This window comes from Streptomyces sp. NPDC057565, from assembly GCF_042801455.1.
Taxonomy (GTDB): Bacteria; Actinomycetota; Actinomycetes; order Streptomycetales; family Streptomycetaceae; genus Streptomyces; species Streptomyces yanii.
Window position 1 is genome coordinate 115964 of sequence record NZ_JBHVFU010000006.1, and the last position, 26807, is coordinate 142770.

The 26807-nt window shown below is 70.6% G+C and carries 25 protein-coding genes; 11 read left to right on the top strand and 14 right to left on the bottom strand.

Features of this window, described 5'->3' with window-relative positions; genetic code table 11:
• Nucleotides 1–29 precede the first annotated feature (29 nt).
• Together ACFU8W_RS15070 and gdhA are read left to right on the top strand one after the other, a co-directional pair.
• Nucleotides 30–200: a hypothetical protein gene (locus ACFU8W_RS15070; protein WP_266982203.1), complete on the top strand. Its 171-nt coding sequence runs from the start codon at nt 30–32 to the stop codon at nt 198–200.
• Between the two features lie 271 nt (nt 201–471).
• Nucleotides 472–1851, top strand: coding sequence for an NADP-specific glutamate dehydrogenase (gene gdhA, locus ACFU8W_RS15075; protein WP_345515191.1), 1380 nt, complete (start codon nt 472–474; stop codon nt 1849–1851).
• Nucleotides 1852–1978: 127 nt separating this feature from the next.
• On the opposite strand, the gene ACFU8W_RS15080 is transcribed toward gdhA, so the two are convergent.
• On the bottom strand, nt 1979–2335 hold the full coding sequence (locus ACFU8W_RS15080) for a YrdB family protein (protein WP_384037124.1): 357 nt from the start codon (nt 2333–2335) through the stop codon (nt 1979–1981).
• A gap of 647 nt (nt 2336–2982) precedes the next feature.
• Between ACFU8W_RS15080 and ACFU8W_RS15085 the strand changes: the two genes are divergently transcribed.
• A complete protein-coding gene (locus tag ACFU8W_RS15085) occupies nt 2983–3714 on the top strand; it encodes an HAD family hydrolase (RefSeq protein ID WP_384036470.1) in 732 nt (243 codons plus the stop codon).
• A 239-nt stretch (nt 3715–3953) separates the two neighbouring features.
• Here ACFU8W_RS15085 and msrA read toward each other — a convergent pair whose 3' ends face one another.
• The 4 genes from msrA to ACFU8W_RS15105 all read right to left on the bottom strand — a co-directional run bounded on the left by msrA (nt 3954) and on the right by ACFU8W_RS15105 (nt 8764).
• Nucleotides 3954–4628 (bottom strand): peptide-methionine (S)-S-oxide reductase MsrA, encoded by a 675-nt coding sequence (gene msrA / locus ACFU8W_RS15090; RefSeq protein WP_384036473.1) that lies wholly within the window; start codon nt 4626–4628, stop codon nt 3954–3956.
• 88 nt (nt 4629–4716) lie between these two features.
• The gene (locus ACFU8W_RS15095) at nt 4717–5838 is read right to left on the bottom strand and encodes a hypothetical protein (RefSeq protein ID WP_384036476.1); all 1122 of its coding nucleotides are present in this window, start codon (nt 5836–5838) and stop codon (nt 4717–4719) included.
• A gap of 37 nt (nt 5839–5875) precedes the next feature.
• Entirely contained in the window at nt 5876–7465 is a 1590-nt protein-coding gene (locus ACFU8W_RS15100) for a M48 family metallopeptidase (RefSeq protein ID WP_384036479.1), read from the bottom strand.
• Nucleotides 7466–7660: 195 nt separating this feature from the next.
• Nucleotides 7661–8764 carry a hypothetical protein gene (locus ACFU8W_RS15105; protein ID WP_384036482.1) on the bottom strand — a complete coding sequence of 368 codons (1104 nt, stop codon included), beginning with the start codon at nt 8762–8764 and terminating at the stop codon, nt 7661–7663.
• 67 nt (nt 8765–8831) lie between these two features.
• Between ACFU8W_RS15105 and ACFU8W_RS15110 the strand changes: the two genes are divergently transcribed.
• Nucleotides 8832–9977, top strand: a complete 1146-nt coding sequence (locus tag ACFU8W_RS15110; RefSeq protein WP_384036485.1) for a cystathionine gamma-synthase — start codon at nt 8832–8834, stop codon at nt 9975–9977.
• Between the two features lie 135 nt (nt 9978–10112).
• Here the strand turns inward: ACFU8W_RS15110 and ACFU8W_RS15115 are convergent, their stop codons facing one another.
• From ACFU8W_RS15115 to ACFU8W_RS15130, 4 genes are all read right to left on the bottom strand, one after another.
• Entirely contained in the window at nt 10113–10304 is a 192-nt protein-coding gene (locus tag ACFU8W_RS15115; RefSeq protein WP_037688500.1) for a DUF1059 domain-containing protein, read from the bottom strand.
• 63 nt (nt 10305–10367) lie between these two features.
• Nucleotides 10368–10619, bottom strand: a complete 252-nt coding sequence (locus ACFU8W_RS15120) for a hypothetical protein (RefSeq protein ID WP_384036488.1) — start codon at nt 10617–10619, stop codon at nt 10368–10370.
• The gene (locus ACFU8W_RS15125; protein ID WP_384036491.1) at nt 10616–11110 is read right to left on the bottom strand and encodes a sigma factor-like helix-turn-helix DNA-binding protein; all 495 of its coding nucleotides are present in this window, start codon (nt 11108–11110) and stop codon (nt 10616–10618) included. Before ACFU8W_RS15125 ends, ACFU8W_RS15120 begins: the two co-directional genes overlap by 4 nt.
• 62 nt (nt 11111–11172) lie before the next feature.
• Complete coding sequence (locus ACFU8W_RS15130) at nt 11173–11694, bottom strand: MarR family winged helix-turn-helix transcriptional regulator (protein WP_384036494.1); 522 nt, start codon at nt 11692–11694, stop codon at nt 11173–11175.
• 157 nt (nt 11695–11851) lie between these two features.
• Between ACFU8W_RS15130 and ilvA the strand changes: the two genes are divergently transcribed.
• The 3 genes from ilvA to ACFU8W_RS15145 all read left to right on the top strand — a co-directional run bounded on the left by ilvA (nt 11852) and on the right by ACFU8W_RS15145 (nt 15048).
• Complete coding sequence (gene ilvA, locus ACFU8W_RS15135; RefSeq protein WP_345515204.1) at nt 11852–13081, top strand: threonine ammonia-lyase; 1230 nt, start codon at nt 11852–11854, stop codon at nt 13079–13081.
• A gap of 93 nt (nt 13082–13174) precedes the next feature.
• Nucleotides 13175–14197, top strand: coding sequence for an ATP-binding cassette domain-containing protein (locus ACFU8W_RS15140; RefSeq protein ID WP_345515206.1), 1023 nt, complete (start codon nt 13175–13177; stop codon nt 14195–14197).
• Nucleotides 14194–15048: an ABC transporter permease gene (locus tag ACFU8W_RS15145; protein WP_384036499.1), complete on the top strand. Its 855-nt coding sequence runs from the start codon at nt 14194–14196 to the stop codon at nt 15046–15048. The genes ACFU8W_RS15140 and ACFU8W_RS15145 overlap by 4 nt, the downstream gene beginning before the upstream one ends.
• Nucleotides 15049–15117: 69 nt before the next feature.
• On the opposite strand, the gene greA is transcribed toward ACFU8W_RS15145, so the two are convergent.
• Both greA and ACFU8W_RS15155 read right to left on the bottom strand, forming a co-directional pair.
• Nucleotides 15118–15615 (bottom strand): transcription elongation factor GreA, encoded by a 498-nt coding sequence (gene greA / locus ACFU8W_RS15150; RefSeq protein ID WP_037688517.1) that lies wholly within the window; start codon nt 15613–15615, stop codon nt 15118–15120.
• Between the two features lie 203 nt (nt 15616–15818).
• A complete protein-coding gene (locus ACFU8W_RS15155) occupies nt 15819–16235 on the bottom strand; it encodes a DUF4307 domain-containing protein (RefSeq protein WP_384036503.1) in 417 nt (138 codons plus the stop codon).
• A gap of 153 nt (nt 16236–16388) precedes the next feature.
• Between ACFU8W_RS15155 and mca the strand changes: the two genes are divergently transcribed.
• The gene (gene mca, locus ACFU8W_RS15160) at nt 16389–17270 is read left to right on the top strand and encodes a mycothiol conjugate amidase Mca (protein WP_345515209.1); all 882 of its coding nucleotides are present in this window, start codon (nt 16389–16391) and stop codon (nt 17268–17270) included.
• A 1-nt stretch (nt 17271) separates the two neighbouring features.
• Nucleotides 17272–17511, top strand: a complete 240-nt coding sequence (locus ACFU8W_RS15165; RefSeq protein ID WP_345515210.1) for a hypothetical protein — start codon at nt 17272–17274, stop codon at nt 17509–17511.
• 86 nt (nt 17512–17597) lie between these two features.
• Here ACFU8W_RS15165 and ACFU8W_RS15170 read toward each other — a convergent pair whose 3' ends face one another.
• The gene (locus ACFU8W_RS15170; RefSeq protein ID WP_384036507.1) at nt 17598–20855 is read right to left on the bottom strand and encodes a tetratricopeptide repeat protein; all 3258 of its coding nucleotides are present in this window, start codon (nt 20853–20855) and stop codon (nt 17598–17600) included.
• 176 nt (nt 20856–21031) lie between these two features.
• Between ACFU8W_RS15170 and ACFU8W_RS15175 the strand changes: the two genes are divergently transcribed.
• Nucleotides 21032–23047, top strand: a complete 2016-nt coding sequence (locus tag ACFU8W_RS15175; RefSeq protein WP_384036509.1) for a thioredoxin domain-containing protein — start codon at nt 21032–21034, stop codon at nt 23045–23047.
• 87 nt (nt 23048–23134) lie between these two features.
• Here ACFU8W_RS15175 and ACFU8W_RS15180 read toward each other — a convergent pair whose 3' ends face one another.
• Nucleotides 23135–23767, bottom strand: coding sequence for a TetR/AcrR family transcriptional regulator (locus ACFU8W_RS15180; protein WP_384036512.1), 633 nt, complete (start codon nt 23765–23767; stop codon nt 23135–23137).
• Nucleotides 23768–23987: 220 nt separating this feature from the next.
• Entirely contained in the window at nt 23988–24701 is a 714-nt protein-coding gene (locus tag ACFU8W_RS15185; protein WP_384036515.1) for a hemolysin III family protein, read from the bottom strand.
• 195 nt (nt 24702–24896) lie between these two features.
• On the opposite strand from ACFU8W_RS15185, the gene ACFU8W_RS15190 reads away from it, so the two are divergent.
• A complete protein-coding gene (locus ACFU8W_RS15190) occupies nt 24897–26720 on the top strand; it encodes a phosphoenolpyruvate carboxykinase (GTP) (RefSeq protein WP_345515216.1) in 1824 nt (607 codons plus the stop codon).
• Nucleotides 26721–26807: the final 87 nt, after the last annotated feature.

Here is a 26807-nt window from a genome sequence, read left to right on the forward strand (position 1 = left end):
CACATCGGATCAACCACGGAGGGAACCCCATGAAGCCGCTGCTCTGGCTCGTGCTCTGTCTCGCAGTCGTCGCCAATGTCGGCCTGAACCTGATGGAGGACACCGGGCTGCACATCGCCCTGAGCGTCGTCTCGGGCGCCGTCGTCCTCGCGTCCGGCGTGCGGCTGTGGATGCTGCGGGACAGGCGCGAGGAGGCCTGACCCGTGCGCCCCGACCGGCCGCATCCGGTGTGGATTGCGCCATACGCCCGGTGCCGGAAGGCCCGGGGAAAGCTCAGTATGTGGATGCGGCCGAGGATCGTGCGGCTCCCCTGGGACAATCGGTACGTCACAACGGTCCCGTACGTCGCATTGGTGAGTGCACTTCTCACGATGTCTGGGTGACGTCCTCAATGGGGAGGGGGACCGGCGGTGCCCCTCGGGACAGGGGCGCCTTCGCGCATGTTGCCGACCCATGGAAGGTCTTGATCAGATGCCGGCCACCCCTGTTTCCTCGGAGCCGCACGCAGCCGAGATCCGTGTCATCGAGCCGCTGTACGCGGAGATCCTGCGGCGCAATCGGGGCGAGAGCGAGTTCCATCAGGCGGTACGGGAAGTCCTCGAGACACTCGGCCCGGTCCTGACGAAGCGACCGGAGTTCGTGGACGCGCGGATCATCGAGCGCATCTGCGAGCCGGAGCGTCAGCTCATCTTCCGAGTGCCGTGGTCGGACGACTCCGGCGACATCCATGTGAACCGCGGCTTCCGCGTCGAGTTCTCCAGCGCGCTGGGACCGTACAAGGGCGGGCTGCGCTTCCACCCCTCGGTCGACCTCGGCATCGTGAAGTTCCTCGGCTTCGAGCAGATCTTCAAGAATGCCCTCACCGGCATGCCGATCGGCGGGGGCAAGGGCGGCGCCGACTTCGACCCGAAGGGCCGCTCCGACGCCGAGGTCATGCGGTTCTGCCAGTCGTTCATGACCGAACTCCACCGTCACCTGGGCGAGTACACGGACGTCCCGGCCGGTGACATCGGCGTCGGCGGCCGCGAGATCGGCTATCTGTTCGGTCAGTACAAGCGGATCACCAACCGGTACGAATCCGGTGTGCTCACCGGAAAGGGCCTGGGCTGGGGCGGTGCCCAGGCGCGCACCGAGGCCACCGGCTACGGCTGTGTGCTCTTCACCGACGAGATGCTCAGGAGCCGGGGCGGATCCCTCGACGGCCGACGGGTCGTCGTGTCGGGCTCCGGCAATGTCGCGATCTATGCGATCGAGAAGGCCCAGCAGCTCGGCGCGACCGTGGTGACGTGCTCCGACTCCGACGGTTATGTCGTCGACGAGAAGGGCATCGACCTCGCCCTGCTCAAGGAGGTCAAGGAGGCCGGTCGCGGCCGGGTCTCGGAGTACGCGGAACGGCGCGGCGCGCATGTCGGCTTCGTCGCCGGCACAGGCGTGTGGAACGTCCCCTGCGACGTGGCCCTGCCGTGTGCCACGCAGAACGAACTCCACGAGGCCGATGCGCTGACACTCGTACGCAACGGGGTGCAGGCGGTCGCCGAGGGCGCCAACATGCCCACCACCCCGGAGGCCGTGCGGGTCCTCCAGGAAGCGGGCGTCGCCTTCGCCCCCGGCAAGGCCGCCAACGCGGGCGGAGTGGCCACCAGCGCGCTGGAGATGCAGCAGAACGCGTCGCGCGACTCATGGACCTTCGCGCACACCGAGGAGCGGCTCGCGGAGATCATGCGCCACATCCACGACTCCTGCTTCACCACGGCGGAGCGCTACGGCAGCCCCGGCAACTACGTGGTCGGCGCGAACATCGCCGGTTTCGAACTGGTCGCCGACGCCATGCTCGCGCAGGGCCTCATCTGATCCCGCGCCGTACGCACCGCCGGCCCGGCCGCCTCCGCGGCCGGGCCGGCGGCGTCAGGGCCCTTCCCCTCGGATCGGTCCCCGCGAGCCCGGCGTGATCCGAACGCGAGAGGCCCCGAGAGCCCCGTCACCGTGCGGGGCGGCGCCGGAAGAACTCGGCCAGCCCCGTGTTCACGACCACCACGACGCCGGCCACCGACGCCGCCACCGGATGACCCACGCGGTACACCGCGTACACCCCGCCGCCGAGCACCACCGCCTTCACCAGCAGGACGCCCCACAGCGGAAGCCGGACCCGGGCGCGAGGAGCGGCGAACAGCCCCCACAGCACGATGGCCACCGCCGGCATCCCGAGCCCCAGCAGCCACCGGGCAGCGGTTGAGCCACCGGCGGTGAAACCCCACCACGACAGGCACGCCAGTGCCGCCAACTCGATCACGAACGCCAGGAGTTCGTTGGCCATGAACCAGGGGCGGCCGCGCATCGCGGCAAGGCTGTCGAGGCCGTCGCTCGTCATCGGGTGGGACTCCTCCTCGGGCAGGTCCGCGAGACGGCGGGCGGCAGGTCGGCCGTCCGCGGGCGAGACACCGATCGGGCACGATATGCCGCGTCCCGCGGGTCTGTTGTGCCAGGTGTCCCTCGTCTGTCAGCACTCCGGCATAGGTTACCTACCGCCTGAACCAGCATGTCCGTCCCTGGAGGACTCGCACCGTGCCCCGCAGGATTCCCCCACCGCCCTTCGACCTGGCGGAGCTCGTACCGGAGTTCGCGAGCTTCGCCAGGGAGACGACCTTGCTGTATCCGAGGAGTGGGGAGCCCGGCGTCCGGCACAGTTCCATGGGCGGTCCGTTGCTCTGGCCGACCGGCGAACCATGGCCGCACTGCGCGCAGTCCGGGCACCGGTCCTTCGGTGCCTGCGGGGGAGGTTCGCCGGGTTCAGCCTTCTGCCGGGCTGGACCCGTGATTGGGCCAGTGGGCAGGGAGGGTGCAGCACCACCCCTCTTTCCATCCGAAGGGGTCGTTCTCCCGGCCCGGCCCCCTCAACCACTACGTCCGGCTACGCAAACCGAAAGGAAGATCGCGATACCTGCCTTCTGGCGTCAGGGACGGGCACCACGAGACGATCAGCCTGTGGCAGATGTGATTTTCTTCGATCTGGACGGCACCCTGGTCGATCACCGAAGCGCGGTCCTGGAGACGATCGGCCGGATCGTCCGGGCCGCGCCGAACGCGACGGCTCCACCGGAGGAGCTGGTGACGTTGTGGTGGACGCTGGAGGCGCGCCACATGCGGGAATACCTGGCCGGTCAGTGCTCCTTCGCTGAGCACCACCGACGCAGGCTCCGTTCCTTCCTGCCGATGCTCGGCGAGCCGGTTCCTGAAAGTCCCGGCCTTCTGGACGCCTGGATCGCCGAGCGCTACCTCACCGCGTTCGAGGAGTCCTGGCGGTGCTATCCCGATGTCCAGCCATGCCTGGAGACCCTGAAACGGCTTCCCCGAGGACCGCGTCTGGCTGTTCTCACCAACGGGGACCCCGAGCAGCAGCGCGCCAAGCTCGCCCGCTTCGGCCTCCTCGAATACTTCGAAGCCGTCCTGACCCCGACCGAGCTCGGTGCGGCCAAGCCCGCCGCCTACGCCACCGCCTGCCGGCGGATGCGGACGGACCCCGCGCAGGCGGTCAACGTGGGCGACATGCTGGAAAGCGATGTAAACGCAGCCGCCCTCGCCGGGCTCACCGGCATCTGGCTGGACCGTGGCATCGACTTCGTCACCGGTGGGCCATCGCCGACGGCAGACGAGACGGTGCTCCGCATCGAACGGCTCACCGACCTCCCCGACCACCTGTCACGCACGAACCCCTGACCGGCTCTCACGGCCGTCGTAAGCGAGCGACCCGGGTCAACGCCTTCCCCGGGGGCACGCATCAGCTGGTTCCAGGATTCTGGCCAGGTTCCGACCACCGTGGCTCGGCTCGGCGGCGAATCGCAGTCTCTGGTCAGTGGGCCCGTCCGGCAGCCAGCCGGTCGTCGTGCCCTTTTCGCTGCGGATGCGTGCGCGCTCGCGGCGCAGGGCCGGGAGTCGCCGAAGTGGTGAGCTGTCCCTCAGGTGTCCGTCGAGGGGACAGGGGCCACACCGATCGGGCATGAAACGCCCGTCCCGCCGATCCCGCAGTAGCCGGCCGGGTTCTTGTCCAGGTACTGCTGGTGATACGCCTCGGCGGGCCAGAACATGCGGCCCTCCGCCGGGAGGATCTCCGTGGTGATCGTGCCGTGGCCGGAGGCCGTCAGGACCTTCTGGTACGCCTCGCGGGACGCGGCAACGGCCGCCTCCTGCTCGGGGGAGTGGGTGTAGACCGCCGAGCGGTACTGCGTACCCACGTCATTGCCCTGGCGGAAGCCCTGTGTCGGGTCATGGGACTCCCAGAAGACCTTCAGCAGCTCGGAGTACGTGACGATCTTCGGGTCGAAGACGACGCGGACCGCTTCCGTGTGCCCCGTCAGGCCCGAGCAGACCTCTTCGTACGCGGGGTTCTCCGTGTAGCCGCCCTGGTAGCCGGCGAGCGTCGTCCAGACACCGTCCGTCTGCCAGAACTTGCGCTCGGCGCCCCAGAAACAGCCCAGCGCGAAGTCCGCGACCTCCAGTCCGTCCGGGTACGGGCCCACCAGCGGATTGCCGAGGACCGTGTGGCGGGACGGGACGGTGAATTCGGGGGTGGGGCGGCCGCGCAGAGCCTCTTCTGGGGTGGGGAGCTGCGGGGTGCGGCGCTGCAGGAACATGCGGGGGCTCCTCCGGGGTAGGGGTGTGCAGCCCGTACAACGTGGCGGGGCCGCCGCGGATTCCGGCGCCCCCGCCGCGTCGCAGCGGTCAGTTCCCGCTCGCCGCCAGGACCTGTGCGGCGCTGAAGTCGCGGGCCTGGAGGTAGCGCTTCTCGGGGTCGCCCGAGTACGTCCACGGGGCGCTGTCGATATGGCCGTCGACCGCACGGAACTGCTCCACCGCTTCCTCGTACCGATCCTGCCAGTACAGCAGCCAGGCGAGCATGTGGCGGACCCGGACGATCCGCGGGTCTCCGGGGTTGGCCTCCGCGGCGGCCGCCACATCGATCAGACAGGCGTCGACCGCGGCGATCAGCTCAGGGCTCTTGTAGTACGCGTCCGGATCCACGTCCTGCTCCGCCGTCTCCTGCTCGAACGCGGCGTAGAGCGGGAGGAAGGAGAGGAGCCGGCCGGGACTGCCCTTCGCCGCCGCCTCGCGCGCGAAACGCTCGGCCAGCTCGTGCGAGCCGCGCCACTTGCGGCACCAGTACTGGAGTGCCGAGGTGTGAGCCGCGAGGTGGTGCGCGTCGCGCTTCTCGATCTCGGCCCACAGGGCGCGGAAGTCGTCGTGCCCGTAGCCGAGGCCCAGGGCGCAGGAGATCTCGGCGATGTACGGGCACGGGTCGTCGCCCGCCAGCTCCTGGGCCTCGTGGCAGGCCACCCGGGCCTGGGCCATCATCCGGTGGAAGCCGGCGAACTGCTCCTGCGTGGTGTACTTCGCCTGCTTCGCACCGCGGATGTCCGCCGCCACGCTGATCAGCGCGCCCGCGTGCACGAGGGCGGCGCCCGCGTCCTTCGGCTGCGCGGAGCGCCAGGCCAGCAGCCAGGTGTCGTCGGCCGCGGCCTCGTCCTGGAGCACGCCGGCACGCCGGTAGCGCTCCTGCCAGTCCCGGCCCGCGCCGGCGAGGAAGTCGGCGCCCGCCTGCCAGTTCCCGGCCCGGACAGTGGCGCGTACCTCCTCGTCGTGCGGGTCGGGGGCGGCGGCGTGTGCGGTGTCGATGGCGTCGGCCGGGACGAAGCCGAGCTCTGTCGCGGCCCTCGCCGGGTCGGACTTGCGGCTCCGGCGCCTGCCGGACGCCGAGGGGGTGTCGGGCGACGCCGTGTTCTGCCGTGCCTTCAGCCAGAAGTAGACGCCGAACGCGATCGCCAGCAGAGGTATCAGTCGTGCCACAGGGAGTACCGGTCCAATCCGGGAGGATGCGGGGAGGTCACGGGGTGAGCAGTTTGCGCAGCGGCTCCGTGTCCGGGATGTCCGCCACGGCGGCGTCCAGCGCCGCGGGGAGCTCCTGCGCCCACCCGTGCGGCAGCTCCAGCGCGGCGGAGTCGGACCAGGACAGCTGCCAGTGGGCCCGTCCCTGCCGTACGCACTCGTTGCTGACCAGCTGCGACAGGCCGGACCGCAGCCGGGGCCTGGCGAACTCGCGGGCCGCCCGGCCGGTCGCCGCGGCGGCCTCCTCGGACTTGGGCAGCCGGTCGGCGATCTGCCACAGCGCACCCGCGTCGATCGCGTCGAGCGTGGCGGAGAGCGAGCCGTCGCTGCCGGTCGCCTCGGCGACCACCGCGCCGAACCCCCGCGCCGACCGCTCGGTGTACGACGCCATCGACTCGTGCACCAGCTCCGGCCAGTCGGCACGGCGCAGCCTCAGCGCCTCGGGCGTGAGGACTGCCTCCTCGACGGCGGCGAGCGCCCGCTCGGGATCGGCGAGCAGGGCCAGAGACGGTTCCACCGGCTCCGAGGCACGCCCGTCGTCCGGCAGCGCCTCGATCCGGGCGACGCGCTCCGCGATCGGGGGATGCGAGTCGTACGGGGAGGACGGCTCGGTCGGCAGGGAGTCGCGCATCTCGTCCAGCTCGTCCTGGCGGGCGGCCAGCAGATGCCGTACGCCTCCGAGGACCTGGCCGGGCAGCGGCAGCATTCCTGCCTCGACGCCGAGAGTGGCGTACGCGTTCATGTAGAAGCCGTGGGCGGCGTCGAGGGCCGGCAGCTCGCGCAGGGCGGAAGCGGTCGCGTCACGGCCCGCGATCCGGGCCGCTGCGACATCGGCCGCGAGCTCCTCGCGGCGGGCGCCGGAGAGCGTGGCACGCATGTAGAACTTCGCGTACGCCGTGTAGATCGCCGCCATCGCGCGGTACGTGACACCCGCGCCACCGGCGTCGATCTCCTTGGCCTTCTTGCCCTTGGCGAGGGCCTTTGCCGCCTTCTTCTCCTGGCGCGCCTGCTCCTTGGCGACGGATTTGCCCGCCCGCTCCTGGAAGTGGGCGATGGTACGCATCACCTGGATGCGGCCGCGCGCGGTGATCGCGGTGAGCCGGGTGTCGGAGTTGCCGTAGTGGCCCATCTCGTGGGCGAGTACGGAACGCAGCTGGGCCTGGGACAGGCCGGTCATCAGGGGCAGGCCGAGATAGAGCCGGCGGCTGCCGCCGACCAGGCCGAGGAACCTGGCGTCCTCGCTGACCGCGGCGTTCACATCGCCGGTGAGCACGATCTCGTCCGGCGCGCGGGTGCCGACCTGTTGCGCGATGTCACGGACGGTGGCCCAGAGCCGGGGTTCGTGGGTGTCGTCGACCGGCAGTCCGGCCAGGCCCTCGTCCTTCGGCGTGCGCAGCATGAACATGCCCCGCACGATCGGGACGGCCAGCACGACGCTGAGGACGAACAGCTTCGCGGCGACGCTGCCCGTCGTCCACGCGAACGCCGCCCAGTCGAGGGCTCCGAGGGCGGCGAGCAGGACGACGCTCAGCAGATAGAAGCCGGCGAGCAGGACAAGGGCGCGCGCGGCACGCAGAGATGGGCCCATTGGGCGATTCCCCCCACGGGAATGAGAAACGTATGGCGAACGGCAGAGTCGGGCGTGCGGGTTGTGGGGGGATCCGGAGTATGTCCTACCGCGGGCGGATGCGGCAACGTGGTTCGGCGACAGCCGCAGCCGACGGTGGAACGACGGCTGACCAGCGGTGGAACGAGGGGTGACCTGTGGCGGAACCGGCCCCCCTCACCGCGGCAGCGTCGCCGGGCTGCCGCCGTTCGCCTCGTACCCGGCGACCGCCAGCGCCCGGTAGACCGTGTACTCGGCGGCCGGGTCGGGGTTCTGCGTCCACGGCAGCGCGCCCACGTGCCCGTCGATGTGGACGAGCTGGTGCATCGCCTCCGCCCAGCGTTCCATCCGGACCAGGAACAGCACCAGCAGATGACGGACATGGGCGAGCATCGGGTCGTCGGGGCGCGCCGCGTGCACCGCGAACAAGGCGCCCTCGACGGCCTTCGTCACCACGACGCCCCGGTAGAAGCCCTGCACCAGATTGACCTCGGGCAGATGCTCGTACACCGCGAACAGCGGCAACGCGGCCAGCAGCGAACCCTGCGGGGCGCGGGCCGCGGCGGACGTCGCGAACCGCTCGGCCTCCTCGCGGGAGCCGTGCCACTTCTCGCACCAGAAGTGCAGCGCGGCGATGTGCGCGCCCATGTGCGCCGGAGCGCGGTCGATGATCTTCGCCCAGAGCTGGTCGAACTGCTCGTGGGAGTAGCCGAGTCCACGCGCGACGGCCAGCTCGACGATGTACGGGACCGGGTCGCCGGGCGCCAGCAGGGCCGCCTCGCCGCAGACCGCACGGGCCTCCTCCAGGATGATCCGGAAGTCGTCCGTCCCCGCGGACGACGACCGCCAAGCCTGCTGGACCAGGAACTCGGCGTGCACCGCGGCCCCACCCGCGTCCTTCGGCGACTGGGCGCGCCACGACCGCAGCCACGCGCCACCGACCCCGGGCGCCTGCATCAGCTCCAGCGAGGCGGCACCGGCGAACGCCTGCACGCGCTGCCACCGCACCTCACCCTCCTTCGGCGTCCCCGCCAGCAACTGAGAGGCGGCGCGCCAGTCCTGGGTGCGCTGCACGACATCGAGGACATCGAGGAGGTCCTGGTCGGGGCCCGGCATCCGGATGTCCAGCTGCTCCTGGCGCACGAAGCCGTACGTGTCCGGGTCGGCGGCGTCGGGGGAGCCGGGCGCGACCTGGTGGATACCGGAGCGGCGACGCAGCACGAAGGGGCCGAGGACCGCGGCGAGCATGCAGAGCGCGATCAGGAACCAGAGAATCTCCATGCGCCCATTGTCACCGGACGGCGCAGTGGGCGTGGATCACCCCTGTGACGAACTACGCTCGGGCCCCATGAGCGATCAGCACAGCTTCGAGACCCTCGCGATCCATGCGGGCAACACCGCCGATCCCCTCACCGGTGCCGTTGTTCCGCCCATCTATCAGGTGTCCACGTACAAGCAGGACGGCGTCGGCGGACTGCGCGGCGGCTACGAATACAGCCGCAGCGCCAACCCGACGCGCACGGCGCTGGAGGAGAACCTCGCGGCCATCGAGGGCGGCCGCCGCGGTCTCGCCTTCGCGTCCGGGCTCGCGGCGGAGGACTGCCTGCTCCGCACGCTGCTCCACCCCGGCGCCCATGTCGTCATCCCGAACGACGCCTATGGCGGCACCTTCCGGCTCTTCGCCAAGGTCGTCGAGCGGTGGGGCGTCGACTACTCCGTCGCGGACACCTCGGACCCGGCGGCGGTCCGGGCCGCGGTCAACGACCGTACGAAGGTCATCTGGGTCGAGACGCCGTCCAACCCGCTGCTCGGCATCACCGACATCGCCGCGGTCGCGGACGTGGCGCGCACCGCGGGAGCCCGGCTGGTCGTCGACAACACCTTCGCCAGCCCTTACCTGCAGCAGCCGATCGCACTCGGCGCGGACGTCGTCGTGCACTCCCTGACCAAGTACATGGGCGGCCACTCCGACGTCGTCGGCGGTGCGCTGATCGCCGCCGACGCGGAGATCGGCGAGCAACTGGCTTACCACCAGAACGCGATGGGCGCGGTCGCCGGACCGTTCGACTCCTGGCTGGTGCTGCGTGGCATCAAGACGCTGCCCGTCCGGATGGACCGGCACAGCGAGAACGCGGCCAAGGTTGCCGAGCTGCTGACCCGGCACCCCAAGGTCACCCAGGTCCTCTACCCGGGGCTGCCGGAGCACCCGGGACACGAGATCGCCGCCAAGCAGATGAGGGCGTTCGGCGGCATGGTCTCCTTCCGGGTCCAGGGCGGCGAGGAGGCAGCGGTCGAGGTCTGCAACCGGACCGAGCTCTTCACGCTCGGCGAGTCGCTCGGCGGCGTCGAGTCGCTGGTGGAGCACCCGGGCCGGATGACGCACGCCTCCGTGGCCGGCTCCGCCCTGGAGGTACCGGCCGACCTGGTCCGCCTCTCCGTCGGCATCGAGTCCGCGGACGACCTGCTGGCCGACCTGACGCAGGCGCTCGGATAGGGCCTTTCTTCCGGTCGGACCGGATCCCGCGAGCCGGTGAACCTTTCCGGTCGCAGCACTGGAGAGGTCCAGGGAGTCGGGCGGCACAGAACCGGGCGGGCAGGCGCTCGTCCCGCCCGCCCGGCGTCCTGGGGGTCAGGCGTCGACCTTCTCGTCCTCCAGCGACGCCCGGATCTGCTCCCGCAGCTCCGGGCTGTCGGCGTGTTCGTGGACGGAGACCGCGTGTTCCGTCGCGGCTCGCACCACTTCCTCCTCCTCACCGGCGATGGTGAGCGAGCAGTTCGTGACGCTCGGGTGCTTGCGGCAGTCAGCGATCTTCCTGGTCATGACGGGCTCCTCGGCGCGTGCGGCATGCCGTCATATCCAGGATAAATCCACAGGAATCGGGCTCTATGCCCCGTCCAGGGGTGGGGTTGTCTCCGAGGGCCGCACGTGCCAGGGCTCGGCGATCATCACCCACACCGTGAACGCGACCACCGCCACGCACAGCACGAACACCACCAGCGCACGGAACGCACGGCGCCGGCGCAGCATCCGGCCGCCCTGCTCCGCCGCCCGCTCCGCCAGATCGGCGGGGACCTGCGGATGCGGCACGTCCAGCATCCGCCGGACCTGCTCCTCCTTCTGGCCCTGACGGCTCATGGCCCCACCCCCAGCAGTCGTACGGGCAACCGCCGCGCCGTGGGCCTGCGGGTGCCGCGCATCGTGGCCACCGACCGGTTGCAGAGCGCCCGGACCCGGTCCACCGGAAGCCCCAGCAACGCGGCGGTCTGCTCCTCCGCGACCCCCTCGTACAGCCGCAGCACGAGAACCAGTCGCTCCCGCGGGGTCAACGGATCCAACAGCCCACCGCGCGGCCGATGGTGCCGCCACGCCTCATGGGCGAACCGGATGGCCAGCTCCTGCCGGGTGCGGTCGTACGGATCCTCGCCGTGCAGCCCGTCCCAGGCCGCGTACGTGCGGGCCAGGGCGGCGGTCAGCAGCCGCTGTGCCCGTTCGTTCGCGCCGGGCGGCTGCGTCGGCTCGGCGGTGAGCAGGGTGGCGGTATGCAGCAGTCGGCCCGCGGCGCCCGCCACAAAGGCCTCGAACTCCTGGGCGCGCCGCCGCTGAAGTCCTGTCTGCCGCTCTCGCACACCCACATCGGATCGCCAGGGAGGTCCCCGGGTCAAGAGGTCGTGCAGGCGCAATCCGGTCCTCAGCTACCCGCGGGCTGGTGCTGCCGCGCAGCCAGCGCCGCGTTGAACCGGGTCAGCAGCGTGCAGAACGTCTCGCGCTCCTCCGCCGTCCATTCCCCCGTCACCTGCGACATCAGCTCCCGCCGCGACGCACGCACCTCGTCCAGCCGCGCATGTCCGCGCGGCGACAGCTGAAGCACGACCGCGCGGCCGTCCTCCGGATGCGAGGTCCGCTTGACCAGACCGGTGTCGACGAGCGGCGCGACCTGACGGGTCACGGTCGAGGAGTCGATCCCCATGCCCGCGGCCAGCGCCTTGACGCCCATCGGGCCTTCCCGGTCCAGTCGGTTCAGCAGCAGATACGCCGCCCGGTCCATGGAATTGCGGACCTGGCCGACACCGCCGAGGCGGGTCTGCTCGGCACGGCGGGCGAAGACGGCCACCTGGTGCTGCAGAACATCGAGGAGGTGGTCGGGACCCGTGGAGTCGGGGGTGGCGCCCCCGGAAGGAGACGCAGCAGTCGTCATGTCCTGAGGGGGCATGGCCGGGGGCTCTCTTCGTGCGGTGTTCGGATGGGTGGGGGACAGAGTACGCGGCCACGGGGCAACGTGTACCAGTGCTGCACAAACCTGCGAACAACGACGCAGGACGGCACCAGCACGGCGTCCGGCCCTCGTGTCCAGCTGCGAGACTTGCGGTATGAACTTCCGTACGCCACACCCGTTTCCCCCAGTGATCCTCGACGACGTCCGCGGCGCACGGAAGATGCTCTCCGGCGTGGCCCGGATGACCCCGATGGAGGGCAGCCGTCACCTGTCCGCGCTGGTCGGAGCGCCGGTCCACTTCAAGTGCGAGAACCTGCAGCGGACCGGCTCGTTCAAGCTGCGCGGCGCGTACGTGCGGATCGCCGGCCTCTCCCCGGTCGAGCGGGCGGCCGGAGTCGTCGCCGCAAGCGCCGGAAACCATGCGCAGGGTGTCGCACTCGCGTCTGCACTGCTCGGCGTACGCTCAACGGTCTTCATGCCGGTCGGGGCGCCGCTGCCGAAGGTCGCCGCGACCCGCGAGTACGGCGCCGAGGTCCGGCTGCACGGCCACGTCGTCGACGAGACCCTCGCCGCCGCCGAGGAGTACGCACAGGAGACCGGCGCGGTCTTCATCCACCCCTTCGACCACCCGGACATCATCGCCGGACAGGGCACCGTGGGCCTGGAGATCCTCGAACAGTGCCCGGAGGTCCGCACCATCGTCGTCGGGATCGGCGGCGGCGGACTCGCCGCGGGCATCGCCGTGGCCGTGAAGGCGATCCGGCCCGACGTGCGGATCGTCGGAGTCCAGGCGGCGGGCGCCGCCTGCTACCCGCCGTCGCTCGCCGCCGGCCACCCGGTGGCGATCGGCTCGCTCCAGACGATGGCGGACGGCATCAAGGTGGGGCGCCCCGGCGACGTACCGTTCGAGCTCGTCAGGGAACTGGTCGACGAGGTCCGCACGGTCTCCGAGGCCGAACTCTCCAGCGCGCTGCTGCTCTGTCTGGAGCGGGCGAAGCTGGTCGTCGAACCGGCGGGGGCGAGCCCGGTGGCGGCGCTGCTGAGCGACCCGGAGTCGTTCCGCGGACCGGTCGTCGCCCTGCTGTCGGGCGGCAATGTCGACCCGCTGCTGATGCAGCGCATCCTCACCCACGGCATGGCGACCGCCGGCCGCTATCTCAGCCTGCGGGTCCGGCTCACGGACCGCCCGGGGGCACTGGCCACGCTGCTCTCCGTGCTGACCGTCGCCGACGCGAACATCCTCGACATCGGTCATGTGCGGACCGACCCGCGGCTCGGACTCACCGAGGCGGAGGTCGACCTGCATCTGGAGACCAAGGGGCCCGAGCACTGCGAGGAGGTCACCGCGGAGCTGCGTGGTGCGGGCTACCTGGTGACGGAATGACATGTCGTCAGGTTGGGCGTTCGCCGGGCGGGGAGAGGCGCGCAAACCTAGGATCTGTCGAGTAAGTCAACAAACGCTCTGGGGGAATCCCTTATGCCAGGCGCCATCTACGCCGAAGGTCTGGTGAAGACCTTCGGCGATGTACGAGCACTCGGCGGTGTTGATCTCGACGTGCCGGAGGGCACGGTCCTGGGCCTCCTCGGCCCCAACGGCGCAGGCAAGACGACTGCCGTGCGTGTCCTCACGACGCTGCTCCAACCCGACAGCGGCCGGGCCGTCGTGGCAGGCATCGACGTGCTGAAGAAACCCAACGAGGTTCGCCGCTCGATCGGCCTCTCCGGCCAGTTCGCCGCGGTCGACGAGTATCTGACGGGCCGTGAGAACCTGCAGATGGTCGGTCAGCTCTACCAGATGAGCAGTCGCGACGCGAAGGCCCGTGCGGTGCAGCTGCTGGAGCGGTTCAACCTCGCGGACGCGGCCGACCGCCCCGCGAAGACGTACTCCGGTGGTATGCGCCGCCGCCTCGACCTGGCGGCGGCGCTCGTCGTCTCCCCGCCGGTGATGTTCATGGACGAGCCGACGACCGGACTCGACCCGCGCAACCGACAGCAGCTGTGGGAGGTCATCGAGGAGCTCGTCGCAGGCGGCACCACTCTGCTGCTGACCACGCAGTATCTGGAGGAGGCCGACCATCTGGCGCACAACATCTGTGTCATCGACCACGGCCTCGTCATCGCCCGTGGCACCTCCGACGAACTGAAGGCCAGGACCGGCGGCGAGCGCGTCGAGGTCGTGGTTCACCACCCCGACCAGATCGAGCCGGCCCGCGCGGTCCTCACCAACCTCGGCAAGGGTGAGGTCACCGTCGCCCAGCACACCCGCAAACTGACGGTCCCGGTCTTCGGCGGCGCCAAGCTGCTCGCCGAGATCATCCGTGATCTCGACACCCGCGGGGTCGAGATCGACGACATCGGACTGCGCCGCCCGACCCTCGACGACGTGTTCCTCTCGCTCACCGGCCATGTCGCCGAGGCGCCGGAGACCGACGAGAACGGGACGGTCCCGGGTCCCGGCGCGCAGACCGGCAGGAAGGCCGGACAGGAGGTCAGCAAGTGACTGCCACGACGGACACGCCGCGCCTCGCGGCAGCCCCCAGGGTGGGTGGCGGCATCGGCGGGTCGGTCCGCGACTCCCTCGTCGTCGCCAAGCGGAATCTGATCCGGATGACCCGGATCCCGGAGATGGTGATCTTCGGGCTGATCCAGCCGATCATGTTCGTGGTGCTGTTCAGCTACGTCTTCGGCGGCTCCATGATGATCGGCGGTTCCACCAGCCCCAGTGACTACCGCAACTTCCTGATGGCGGGCATCTTCGCGCAGACCGTGACCTTCGCCACCGCGGGCGCCGGTGCGGGCATCGCGGACGACATGCACAAGGGCCTCATCGACCGGTTCCGCTCGCTGCCGATGGCGCGCGGCGCGGTCCTCACCGGCCGTACGCTCGCCGACCTCGTCCAGACGACGCTCACCCTGGTCGTTCTCGCGGTCGTCGCCCTGCTGGTCGGTTGGCGCACCAATGAGAACGCCGGCAAGGTGCTGGGCGGCTTCGCGCTGCTGCTCCTGCTGGGGTACGCCTTCTCCTGGATCGGGGCGCTGATCGGTCTGTCGGTCCGCACCCCCGAGGCGGCCACGTCGGGCGGTCTCATCTGGCTCTTCCCGGTCACGTTCATCTCGAACGCCTTCGTGCCCACCGAGAACATGGCGGGCTGGCTCCAGCCGATCGCCGAATGGAACCCGTTCAGCGCGACCGTCCAGGCCTGCCGCGAGCTCTTCGGGAACCCGGGCGTCTCCCCGTCGGACGCCTGGCCGATGCAGCATCCCGTCTGGGCCTCGCTGATCTGGTCCGTGCTGATCATCGTGGTCTTCCGGACCCTCGCGGTCCGCAAGTACCGCTCGGCGACCGCCTGAGGAACACCAGGAAGCCCCGGCCGTCGGCGGCCGGGGCTTCCTGGTGTTCTGCCGTGTCCGGTGGCCGGCTCAGCCCGAGTAGGGCTTCGCCGCGAGGATCTTCACCGAGGCCCGCTTGCCGTTGGGCAGCTCGTACTCGGCGTCCTCGCCCATCTTCTTGCCGTTCACGCCGGTACCGAGCGGAGACTGCGGAGAGTACGTCTCGATGTCCGCGCTCGCGTACTCGCGGGAGGCGAGCAGGAACGTCATGGTGTCGTCGGGGTCACCGTCGAACGCGATGGTGACGACCATGCCGGGCTCGACCACGCCGTCGTCGGCGGGGGCCTCGCCGACCTTCGCATGCTCCAGGAGCTGGGTGAGCTGGCGCACCCGCAACTCCATCTTGCCCTGCTCCTCCTTGGCCGCGTGGTACCCGCCGTTCTCCCGGAGGTCACCCTCCTCACGGGCCGCCGCGATCTTGACGGCGATCTCCGTGCGCGCGGGACCAGACAGGTACTCCAGCTCGGCCTTGAGCTGGTTGTACGCCTCCTGCGTGAGCCAGGTGACGTTTTCGCTGGTCTGGGTCACAGGTGCTCCTAGTCGGTACTGGATATTCAAGCGTCGGTACTGGGAATACAAAGCATCGCCCTACCCAGAAGCATGTGCCTCCACGGGTGGGCGAAACCACGAGCCTAACAATTCCCCAGGAAAAGGGGGAGAAGGTAAACCGCTATGACCGCGTCAATGCAGGTCAGCGGCGATAATCGCAGGTCAGGGCAGGTCCGTTCCGGTCAGTTCGACGACCCGCCGTCAACCGTGCAGCCCAGCAGCTCGACGCTGGTCGCCCGCGAGGTCGTACGCAACGAGACGATCCGGTCGATCCGGTCGGAACGGTCGTCGAAGCGGATGTCCTTCCGGGCCACGTCGCTGCCGTCCACCTGCTGGGAGCGGAGCGTGCAGTACCCCTTCGCGTCCCGCTCCTTGCGCACCTCGAGGTGGATGTCGACCCGGTCGTCCGAAGCGATCCTGAACTTGATCACCTCGGCGCTGATGCCCTGGCCTGCCACGTAGTCGTAACCGATCCAGCCGACCACGCCGAGCAGCGCGACGCCCAGCACCGAGCCGATGATCTTGAGCTTGCGGTCCGCGCGCTCGTCCGCGGAGCGCCCGTAGCGGCCCTCCGGAAGTGCCTCACGCACCGCAACCATGATCGTTCCTCCCGTACCGGGGATCGAGGAATTTTCCGCCCCTCGGTTCGGTCACTATAGAAGCCTCTCACCCGCCACCCGACCGCCGCCCCACACCGCCGTCCCTCCGGGACGGCGCCACTGGGTGGCGGCCGAATCACTGAGGATCGAGTCTTGACTGAGCAGCTTCGACTGATGGCCGTCCACGCCCACCCCGACGACGAGTCGAGCAAGGGCGCGGCCACCATGGCCAAGTATGTGTCCGAGGGGGTGGACGTGCTGGTTGTGACCTGCACGGGAGGCGAACGCGGCTCCATCCTCAACCCGAAGCTCCAGGGCGACCCGTACATTGAGGAGCACATCCACGAGGTACGGAAGAAGGAGATGGACGAGGCCCGGGAGATCCTGGGCGTCAAGCAGGAGTGGCTCGGCTTCGTCGACTCGGGGCTGCCCGAGGGCGACCCCCTGCCCCCGCTGCCCGAGGGCTGCTTCGCCCTGGAGGACGAGGAGAAGGCGGCAGGGCGTCTCGTCCGCTCCATCCGCGCGTTCCGGCCGCAGGTCATCACCACGTACGACGAGAACGGCGGCTACCCGCACCCCGACCACATCATGACCCACACGATCACGATGATCGCGTTCGAGGGCGCCGCGGACACCGAGACGTTCCCCGAGAGCGAATTCGGCCCCGCCTGGCAGCCGCAGAAGCTCTACTACAACCAGGGCTTCAACCGTCCGCGCACGGTGGCGCTGCACGAGGCGCTGCTCGCCCGCGGCCTGGAGTCGCCCTACGGCGAGTGGCTGGAGCGCTGGAAGGAGTTCGAGCGCGTCGAGCGGACGCTGACCACGCACGTCCCGTGCGCGGAGTTCTTCGAGATCCGGGACAAGGCGCTGATCGCGCACGCCACGCAGATCGACCCGGACGGCGGCTGGTTCCGGGTGCCGATGGACATCCAGCGGGAGGTCTGGCCGACCGAGGAGTACGAGCTGGCGAAGTCTCTCGTCGATACCTCCCTCCCCGAGAGCGACCTCTTCGCGGGCATCCGCGACAATGCCTGATATGTACGCGACCCAGGCACTGACCCACGTCGTTCCTCTCGCCGAGGAGTTCGACAAGAACAAGGTGACACCCGGCGTCCTCGGCTTCCTCGTCTTCGCGGCGCTCGCGGTGGGCGTGTGGCTGCTGATGAAGTCCATGAACCGGCACATGGGCAAGGTGAACTTCGAGGAGGCGCCGGATCCGGATGCGGGGTCGGCCGGGGCCGACGTATCCGGGGCGGGGGCCGGGTCCGCGAAGTAGCGGGTTCCGGCGCAACCGGTCGGTGCCTTTGTCCTCGAGCCGGACGGGCTTGAAAGGCCCGTCCGGCGAGGGTGCCGGGACGGCGGCTACGACCGTGCTCCCACTGCCACGCCCATGATTTCCCGGGCGCGGCGGGTCGGGGTCATGCCCAGGCGCCAGGCCTGCCAGCCGTCCTCCAGGTCGATCCCGCGGTTCAGGACCACGGTGAACGCCTCCGCGCAGTCCAGCAGCTTGCTGTCGCGGTTCGGGTGCCCGGCCCGGAGCAGATCGGCGAGTTCCTGCTGGGCCACCACGGTGCCCACCTCCGTGCCGCCCGCCGACGCGTACGGCAGCAGTGTGCAGCGCAGGAAGCGGGCCCAGTCGGCGCCCCGCGTGTCGCCGTACGAGTCGAACAGCTCCACCGCCTCGTCGCACAGCGCGAGCGCCTGGGCCGCCCGGTTGTTCCCCGCGTCGACCAGGGCCAGTTCCAGACACGTCCACGCCTCGCCGTGGGCGACGCCGATGCGCCGGAAGTCGGCCCGGGCGTCGGCCAGGAGCTGACGGGCGAAACCGGAGTTGCGCAGATTGCCGGTCCGGGCGGCCCGCTGGTCGCGGGTGACCCGGCCCGAGTGGTGCCGGGCACACGCCAGCCCGTAGACGTCCCGCATCCGCGAGAACATCGTGCGCGACCGCTCCAGCTCCCGCACCGCCTGGTCGGTGTCGCCCGCCTCCTCCAGCGCCTGGCCCAGGTAGTACATCGTCCACGCCTCACCGCGCGCGTCCTCGTTGTCACGGTGGCGGGAGAGCGCCCGGCGCAACTCGTCGACCGCCGGGCCCGGGTCGCCCTCGAGCAGCCGGGCGCGGGCCAGCTGGGTCAGCGCCCACGCCTCGCCGCGCTCGTCACGGGTGCGGCCGTACAGGTCCAGGGCCGTACGCAGCGTCTCCTCGGCCCCGGGCATATCGCCCATCCGCAGCAGCACCTGGCCCAGCTGGAACTGCGTCCACGCCTCGCCGTGCAGCGACTCGCCCTCCCGGTGCAGGATCAGCGCCGTGTCGAGGAGGGTCAGGGCCTCCGCCAGGTTCGCCCGGTCGCGCTCGACGGCGGCCAGGGCGTGCAGCGACCATGCCCGGTCCTCGGCCTGCCCGTCGGAGGACTGCAGCGCGATCGCCTCGCGCAGCCGCGCCGACGCCTCGGTGAGGTTGCCCTGGTGGTGCAGGGTGATCCCGAGCGAGCAGAGCGCCAGCGCCGTGCCCGCGTCGTTCTGCGCCTCGCGGTAGAGACCGACGACCGAGGACAGTGTGGTGCGGGCCTTGTCCAGCTCGCCGAGCTGCCGGGCCGCGATGCCCGTACGCCACTGGACCGACCGTTCCAGCAGCCCCTTGTCGACGGCCTGCGTCAGCTCGCTGATCTCACCCAGGCGATAGAGGTCGCCGCGCAGCAGGCAGTAGTCGCACAGTGCGCCCAGCAGGTCCAGCACGGCCCCCTGGTCGACGCCCTCCGCATGCCGCAGCGCGGAGGTGATGAAGCTCGACTCGTCGTCCAGCCAGTGCAGTGCCGCGTCCAGCGAACCGAACCCGTGCGAACCGAACTGCCCCGCCCGGGTGGACATCTTGCCGTCCACCATCCGGATCACCGCACCGGCGAGCTCCGCATAGTTGTGGATCAGCCGTTCCTGCGCGGCGGTACGGTCCGCCGCCTCCTCCTCGTCACGCAACCGGGCCAGGGCGAAACCCCGTACGAGATCGTGCAGCCGGTAGCGCGAACCCCGCACATGGTCGAGCAGCCCGGCCCGGGACAGGGCCGTCAGCAGCGACTGCGCCTCCTGTTCCTCGGCGGACAGCAGCGCCGCGGCCGCCGCCGCGCCCAGGCTGGCGCGCCCGGCCAGCGCGAGCCGGCGCAGCAGCCTCCGCGCCTGCTCGGACTGGTCGGTGTAGCGCAGCCACAGAGCCCGTTCGACGGGCGCGACGGGACCGTACGCGGCGAGTTCGGTGGCCAGCGCCGTGCGGGTACGCGGCCCGAGCGAGGAACCCGCGACCCGCAGCGCCAGCGGCAGCCCACCGCACAGCTCGGCGATCGCGTCCGTCGACTGGGAGTCGTACGGCCCCTGCTCCTCCTCCTGCGCCGACACGCGCAGCAGCTCCTCCGCACCCGCCGGGTCCAGCGGGCCCACGGGCAGCTGATGCACCCACGCCGGAATGTCGGCAGGCAGGTCGAGAGGGGCGCGGGCGGTGACGAGAACCAGGCTGTCGGAGCGCTCCGGTATGAGCGTACGGACCTGCGCCGGGTCACCGGCGTCGTCGAGGACGATCGTCACGGGCGTGCCGGTCAGATGCTGGTGGTAGAGCTCGCTGAGCCGTCGTACCTGCTGCTCGGCGGAGGACCTGCCCCGGGATCCCGACTCCGACCGATCAGGGGAGACCCCGTCCCGGAACAGCAGCTGTTCGCGCGGCGCGCCGAGCCGGTTCAGCAGGTGCAGCAGCGCGTCGCGGGTCGGCAGCGGGTTCTCGCCGGTGACATCGGAACGCAGATCCACCACGCACGCGCCCCGGAACTGGTCCTTCAGCTCATGCGCCGCCCGCACCGCGAGTGCCGTGCGCCCGGAGCCGGGTGTGCCGTGCAGGACGACGACGGTCGGCTTGGTCTCCGTCGACGCGCGGGCCGCGTGCACCCACTGGGCGATCTGCGCCAGCTCGGCCCGGCGGCCGGCGAACGGGCCGTCGGGGGCGGGCAGATGCCCGAAGGACTGGTCGAGCAGCGACCGCCTGCGCGCCGCCGCACTGCGGTCACCGCCGCGCAGCTGCGGCACGACGGCGGCGGCCTTCTTCTTCGGCGTACGGGACGACGCGCTCAGCATCCGCTGCTGGTCCAGGTACGGGCGGATGCCCCGTACCTCCAGCGCCGCCAGCCACTGCAGCCGCAGCTGTTCGGGCCCGCCGGGCTGGCCCGCCGCACCCGCGTGCCGGTGGGCGGCGGGCCAGTGCGAGGCGGTCACCTTGACGACGGTGGCCGCGGCGCCCGCGACGGCGACGACGGCGCCCGCGCCGAGCGCCGGCCCCGCCGCCGTACCGAACGCGAGATCGGCGCCGAACGCCGCTGCCGCGGCAACCCCCGTGACCAGCAGGGGAGTTCCCATCGCGGCCTTGCTGAACTGCTGCGACAGGGGTTTCTGCCCGGCCTCCATCGCGTCGAGCGCCTGCGTGTACGCGGCGTACTCCTCGGCCGCGCTCGCCGCCAGCGAGTCGAGCGCCGCCCGCCCGCGCGCCGTCAGCGCACCCGCGTCGGCCCTGCCCCCCGAACGGCGTACTTCCTCCTCCACGGCGCGTACCAACAGCCGTTCGGCTTCAGCCCGGTGGCTGTCCCACATGTCCGTCCCCCTCCGACCGCCGCGTTCTGCATCAGCTGACACAGCACCAAGTGTCCTGTCTACGGCGGATCGGCGCGAGAGAGCAAGGAGATCGGTTGGGGGGTGCCGGGTGAGAGTCCGGTGCCCGGACCGTGGCGTGCGGCGGGGGGCTCCGCCCCGTGCGCAAGGATGGGGGCATGTCCAATCGACTCGCGCAGGTCACCTCCCCGTACCTCCTTCAGCACGCGGACAACCCGGTCGACTGGTGGCCGTGGTCGCCCGAGGCGTTCGAGGAGGCGCGTCGGCGGAGCGTACCGGTGCTGCTCAGCGTCGGCTATGCGAGCTGTCATTGGTGCCATGTGATGGCGCACGAATCGTTCGAGGACCCGGAGCTTGCGACGTATCTGAACGCGCACTTCGTCCCGGTGAAGGTCGACCGCGAGGAGCGGCCCGACGTCGACGCCGTCTACATGGAGGCGGTGCAGGCGGCGACCGGTCAGGGCGGCTGGCCGATGACCGTTTTCCTGACCGCCGACGCCGAGCCCTTCTACTTCGGTACGTACTTCCCGCCTGAGCCCCGTCACGGCATGCCGTCCTTCCGGCAGATTCTCGAAGGCGTCGTAGCCGCCTGGACCGAACGTCCTGACGAGGTCGCCGAGGTTGCCGGGCGCATCGTGCACGACCTGGCAGGCCGCTCGCTGGCGCACGGCGGGGAGGGGCTGCCCGGCGAGCAGGAGCTCTCGCAGGCGCTGCTCGGGCTGACCAGGGATTACGACGAGAAGTACGCGGGCTTCGGCGGTGCTCCGAAGTTCCCGCCGTCCATGACGATCGAGTTCCTGCTGCGCCACCACGCCCGCACCGGTGCCGAGGGCGCCCTCCAGATGGCCGCCGACACCTGTGAGGCGATGGCCAGGGGCGGGATGTACGACCAGCTCGCCGGCGGCTTCGCCCGCTACTCGGTGGACCGGGAATGGGTCGTACCGCATTTCGAGAAGATGCTCTACGACAATGCGCTGCTCTGCCGGGTGTACGCGCATCTGTGGCGGGCGACGGGCTCCGACCTGGCCCGCCGGGTCGCGCTGGAGACCGCCGACTTCATCGTGGGCGAACTGCGGACGACGGAGGGCGGGTTCGCCTCGGCGCTCGACGCCGACAGCGAGGACGGTGGCGGCAGCCACGCGGAAGGCGCGTACTACGTGTGGACGCCCGCGCAGCTGCGCGAGGCGCTGGGAGAGCAGGACGCCACGTTCGCCGCGGAGTACTTCGGGGTGACCGAGGCGGGCACCTTCGAGGAGGGTGCGTCCGTGCTCCAACTGCCGCGCACCGACGACGCGGTGGACCCGGACCGGGCCGCCGACGTGCGGGCCCGGCTGCTCGCGGCGCGCGAGGAGCGGGCGCGTCCCGGACGGGACGACAAGGTGGTGGCGGCCTGGAACGGTCTGGCGATCGCCGCGCTCGCCGAGACCGGGGCGTACTTCGACCGGCCCGACCTGATCGAACGCGCCACCGAGGCGGCGGACCTGCTGGTCCGGGTCCACATGGGCGACAACGCCCGGCTGTCGCGGACGTCCAGGGACGGCCGGGCGGGTGACAACGCCGGGGTCCTGGAGGACTACGGCGATGTCGCGGAGGGTTTCCTCGCGCTGGCCGCCGTCACCGGCGAGGGTGTCTGGCTGGAGTTCGCCGGCTTCCTGCTCGACATCGTGCTGCAGCACTTCACCGGCGAGGGCGGGCAGCTGTACGACACGGCGGACGACGCCGAGCAGCTGATCCGCCGCCCGCAGGACCCCACCGACAGCGCGACTCCGGCGGGCTGGACGGCGGCGGCCGGAGCGCTGCTCTCGTACGCCGCGCACACCGGATCCGAGGCCCATCGCGCGGCCGCGGAAAGTGCGCTGGGGGTGGTGAAGGCGCTCGGGCCACGTGTTCCGCGGTTCATCGGGTGGGGCCTCGCGGTCGCCGAGGCGCTGCTCGACGGCCCGCGCGAGGTGGCGGTCGCCGGCCCGGTCGGCGGCGGACTGCACCGTACGGCACTGCTGGGGCGGGCGCCGGGGGCGGTGGTCGCGGCGGGCGAGACCGGTGGCGCGGAGTTTCCGCTGCTGGTGGACCGGCCGATGGTGGGCGGGGCGCCGACGGCGTACGTCTGCCGGCACTTTGTGTGCGACGCGCCGACCACGGATGCGGGGGAGCTGGCGCGGAAGCTCGGGGGGTGACCCGGGGAGGAGCCCGGTGGGTGCCCGGCCGGCGCTCTGTCCGCGGTCTCCCCCCACCAGGGCCGACGGCCCGGCGCACCGCTTGCGTCAGAGCGTCAGGCCGCCCTCGAGTGTGTCCATGGCCCGGTTGATCATCGCGATCAGGTCGCCCTCCTGGTCGTGCTCGCCCCAGTACAACGTCGCCTCGCGCAGCGCCCCCAGCACCGCGGCGACGAACACCCGGACCTCCAGGTCGTCGGCGCTGCGGCCGCTGCGGTCGGCGAGTACCTGGGCCAGGATCTTCGCCGTGTCCGACATGGCCTCCGATATGCGTGCCCGGACTGCGGGGACCTCCACCATCAGCCGGGTGCGCCGGCGCAGTTCCTCCTCCTCGGTGGCGAGGAACGCCGTCAGCGCCTTCGTCATGATGAACCGCAGCGATTCCAGCGGCGGCTCGTCCGGGGGACGGTTCCGCATCTCCGCTTCCATGACGGGGTCGTACTCGTCGGTGAGGACGATGTCCTCCTTGGTCGCGAAGTACCGGAACACCGTGCTCGGCGACACCTCCGCCGCCTCCGCAATCTGCTCGATCGTCGTCGCGTCGTACCCCTGTTCGGCGATCAGCCGGTACGTGGCGCTGCGTATCGCCATTCGGGTCTTGAGCTTCTTGCGCTCGCGCAGCCCCGGCCGGGCCTGCGCCTCGACGGGCGTGGCGGAGGAGGTACGGGAGGTGGCGGCCATGGTTGCCATTCTCATGCATCGACGGACTCCGCGACCACGTCGGCGTCCCCGGTCCGCGACGGGCCGGCGTCCGTCAGAGGTGCCCCCACCAGCAGCGCGGTCACCGGCGACGCGGCGCCGATGATCCATCGATGCGGTGGGCGCCGGGCGACGATGCCTCGCCGTGCAAAAGGGCCGCGGCCCGGAAGCCGCGGCCCTGGAGGGCGGGGAGGAGGTTCGCTCAGGCGTGGTTGTACGCCACCAGCGAGATGCCGACGTAATGCACGGTGAAGGCCGCCAGGGTCAGTGAGTGGAAGACCTCGTGGAAGCCGAACCACCGCGGTGACGGGTTGGGTCGCTTGATCCCGTAGATGACGCCGCCCGCGCTGTAGAGCAGGCCGCCGACGACGACCAGCACCAGGACCGCGATCCCGCCGGTGTGCATGAAATCGGGCAGGAAGAAGACCGCCGCCCAGCCCATCGCTATGTAGCAGGGGGTGTACAGCCAGCGGGGGGCGCCGACCCAGAACACCCGGAAGGCGATGCCGGCGGCGGCTGCCGCCCAGACCGCCCAGAGCAGGGGACGCCCGGTCGATTCCGGGAGCAGCAGCAGGGTCAGCGGCGTGTACGTGCCCGCGATGATCAGGAAGATGTTGGCGTGGTCCAGCCGGCGCAGCACCGCCTCGCCGCGCGGACCCCACGTGCCGCGGTGGTAGACCGCGCTCACGCCGAAGAGCAGGCATGCGGTCACGATGTAGATGCCGCAGGCGATCCGGCCGCGGATACTGTCCGTGAGCGCAATCAGAACAATCCCCGCGATCAGCACCGCGGGGAACATTCCGGCATGCAGCCAGCCGCGCATGCGCGGCTTCACCGGGCCCGGCGCCGATTCGGCCGGGCCCGGCTCGGCTGGTTCGACCTCGGCTGGTTCGGGCGCGGCGGCGGCAGCAGTCATGACCGCATGCTACCTACGCCACCGTAGGTTGCAGACGCGAGTGGCGATGCTCACGTGGGCACTCCTCTGGACATATGGGCGAATCGGTCGGATGATCAAATGAGTATGGTCGGCACCGGATGAGCGGCTACGAAGCATCCGGGTCGCAGCCCCCACGGGGCAACTGCCCAAAGACACCCTCAACAAGGAGCGATCGTGGCGCGCGACATCGCGGCTCCCCTCACTGTTCCCACCCGTCACCAGGAGCTGGCCTCCTGGGTGAACGAGATCGCAGCCATCACCGAGCCGGACCGTGTGGTCTGGTGCGACGGTTCCGAAGCCGAGTACGAGCGCCTGTGCGGGGAGCTCGTGGCCAAGGGCACGTTCACCAAGCTCGATGAGATCAAGCGCCCGAACTCGTACTACGCCGCCTCCGACCCGAGCGATGTCGCCCGCGTCGAGGACCGCACCTTCATCTGCTCCGAGAAGGAGGAGGACGCGGGCCCGACGAACCACTGGAAGGCCCCCGCCGAGATGCGGGAGATCTTCACCGGTGAGAAGGGTGTCTTCCGCGGCTCCATGCGGGGTCGCACGATGTACGTCGTGCCGTTCTGCATGGGCCCCGTCGGCTCCCCGCTGTCCGCGATCGGCGTCGAGATCACCGACTCCGCGTACGTCGCCGTCTCGATGCGCACCATGACGCGCATGGGCCAGGCCGTCCTCGACGAGCTCGGCACCGACGGCTTCTTCGTCAAGGCGGTCCACACGCTGGGCGCACCCCTGGAGGAGGGCCAGGAGGACGTTCCGTGGCCGTGCAACTCCACCAAGTACATCTCGCACTTCCCCGAGGACCGCGAGATCTGGTCGTACGGCTCCGGCTACGGCGGCAACGCCCTGCTCGGCAAGAAGTGCTACGCGCTCCGCATCGCCTCGGTCATGGCCCGCGACGAGGGCTGGCTCGCCGAGCACATGCTGATCCTCAAGCTCACGCCGCCGCGGGGTGAGTCGAAGTACGTCGCCGCCGCGTTCCCGAGCGCCTGCGGCAAGACCAACCTCGCCATGCTGGAGCCCACGATCTCCGGCTGGACCGTCGAGACGATCGGCGACGACATCGCCTGGATGCGGTTCGGCGAGGACGGTCGTCTCTACGCGATCAACCCCGAGGCCGGATTCTTCGGTGTCGCCCCCGGCACCGGCGAGCACACCAACGCCAACGCCATGAAGACGATGTGGGGCAACTCCGTCTTCACGAACGTCGCGCTCACCGACGACGGCGACGTGTGGTGGGAGGGCATGACCGAGGAGCTTCCCGCGCACCTCACGGACTGGAAGGGCAACGACTGGACCCCCGAGTCCGAAACGCCCGCCGCCCACCCCAACGCCCGCTTCACCGTCCCGGCCGGCCAGTGCCCGATCATCGCGCCCGAGTGGGAGGACCCGAAGGGTGTGCCGATCTCGGCCATCCTCTTCGGTGGCCGCCGCGCCTCGGCCGTACCGCTGGTCACCGAGTCCTTCGACTGGCAGCACGGTGTCTTCCTCGGTGCCAACGTGGCCTCCGAGAAGACCGCCGCCGCCGAGGGCAAGGTCGGCGAGCTGCGCCGCGACCCGTTCGCCATGCTGCCGTTCTGCGGCTACAACATGGGCGACTACATGAACCACTGGGTCAAGGTCGGCGCCGACAAGGACCAGGCGAAGCTCCCGAAGATCTACTACGTGAACTGGTTCCGCAAGAACGACGCGGGCAAGTTCGTGTGGCCGGGCTTCGGCGAGAACAGCCGTGTTCTGAAGTGGATCGTCGAGCGCCTGGAGGGCACGGCCGAGGGCGTCGAGACGCCGATCGGCATCCTGCCCGCCAAGGGCGCCCTGGACACCGAGGGCCTGGACCTCTCCGAGTCCGACCTGGACTTCCTGCTCACGGTCGACAAGGAGGTCTGGCGCGAGGAGGCGGCGCTGGTCCCCGAGCACCTCAACACCTTCGGTGACCACACGCCGAAGGAACTGTGGGACGAGTACCGCGCGCTGGTCCAGCGCCTGGGCTGAGGCCCCCGGGCGGCGCCTTCGAGGCGTCGCCCACCCGGGCGCACTCCTGAAGCGCGCCCCTTTCGATCCCCGCGGCCGGGTCTTCCG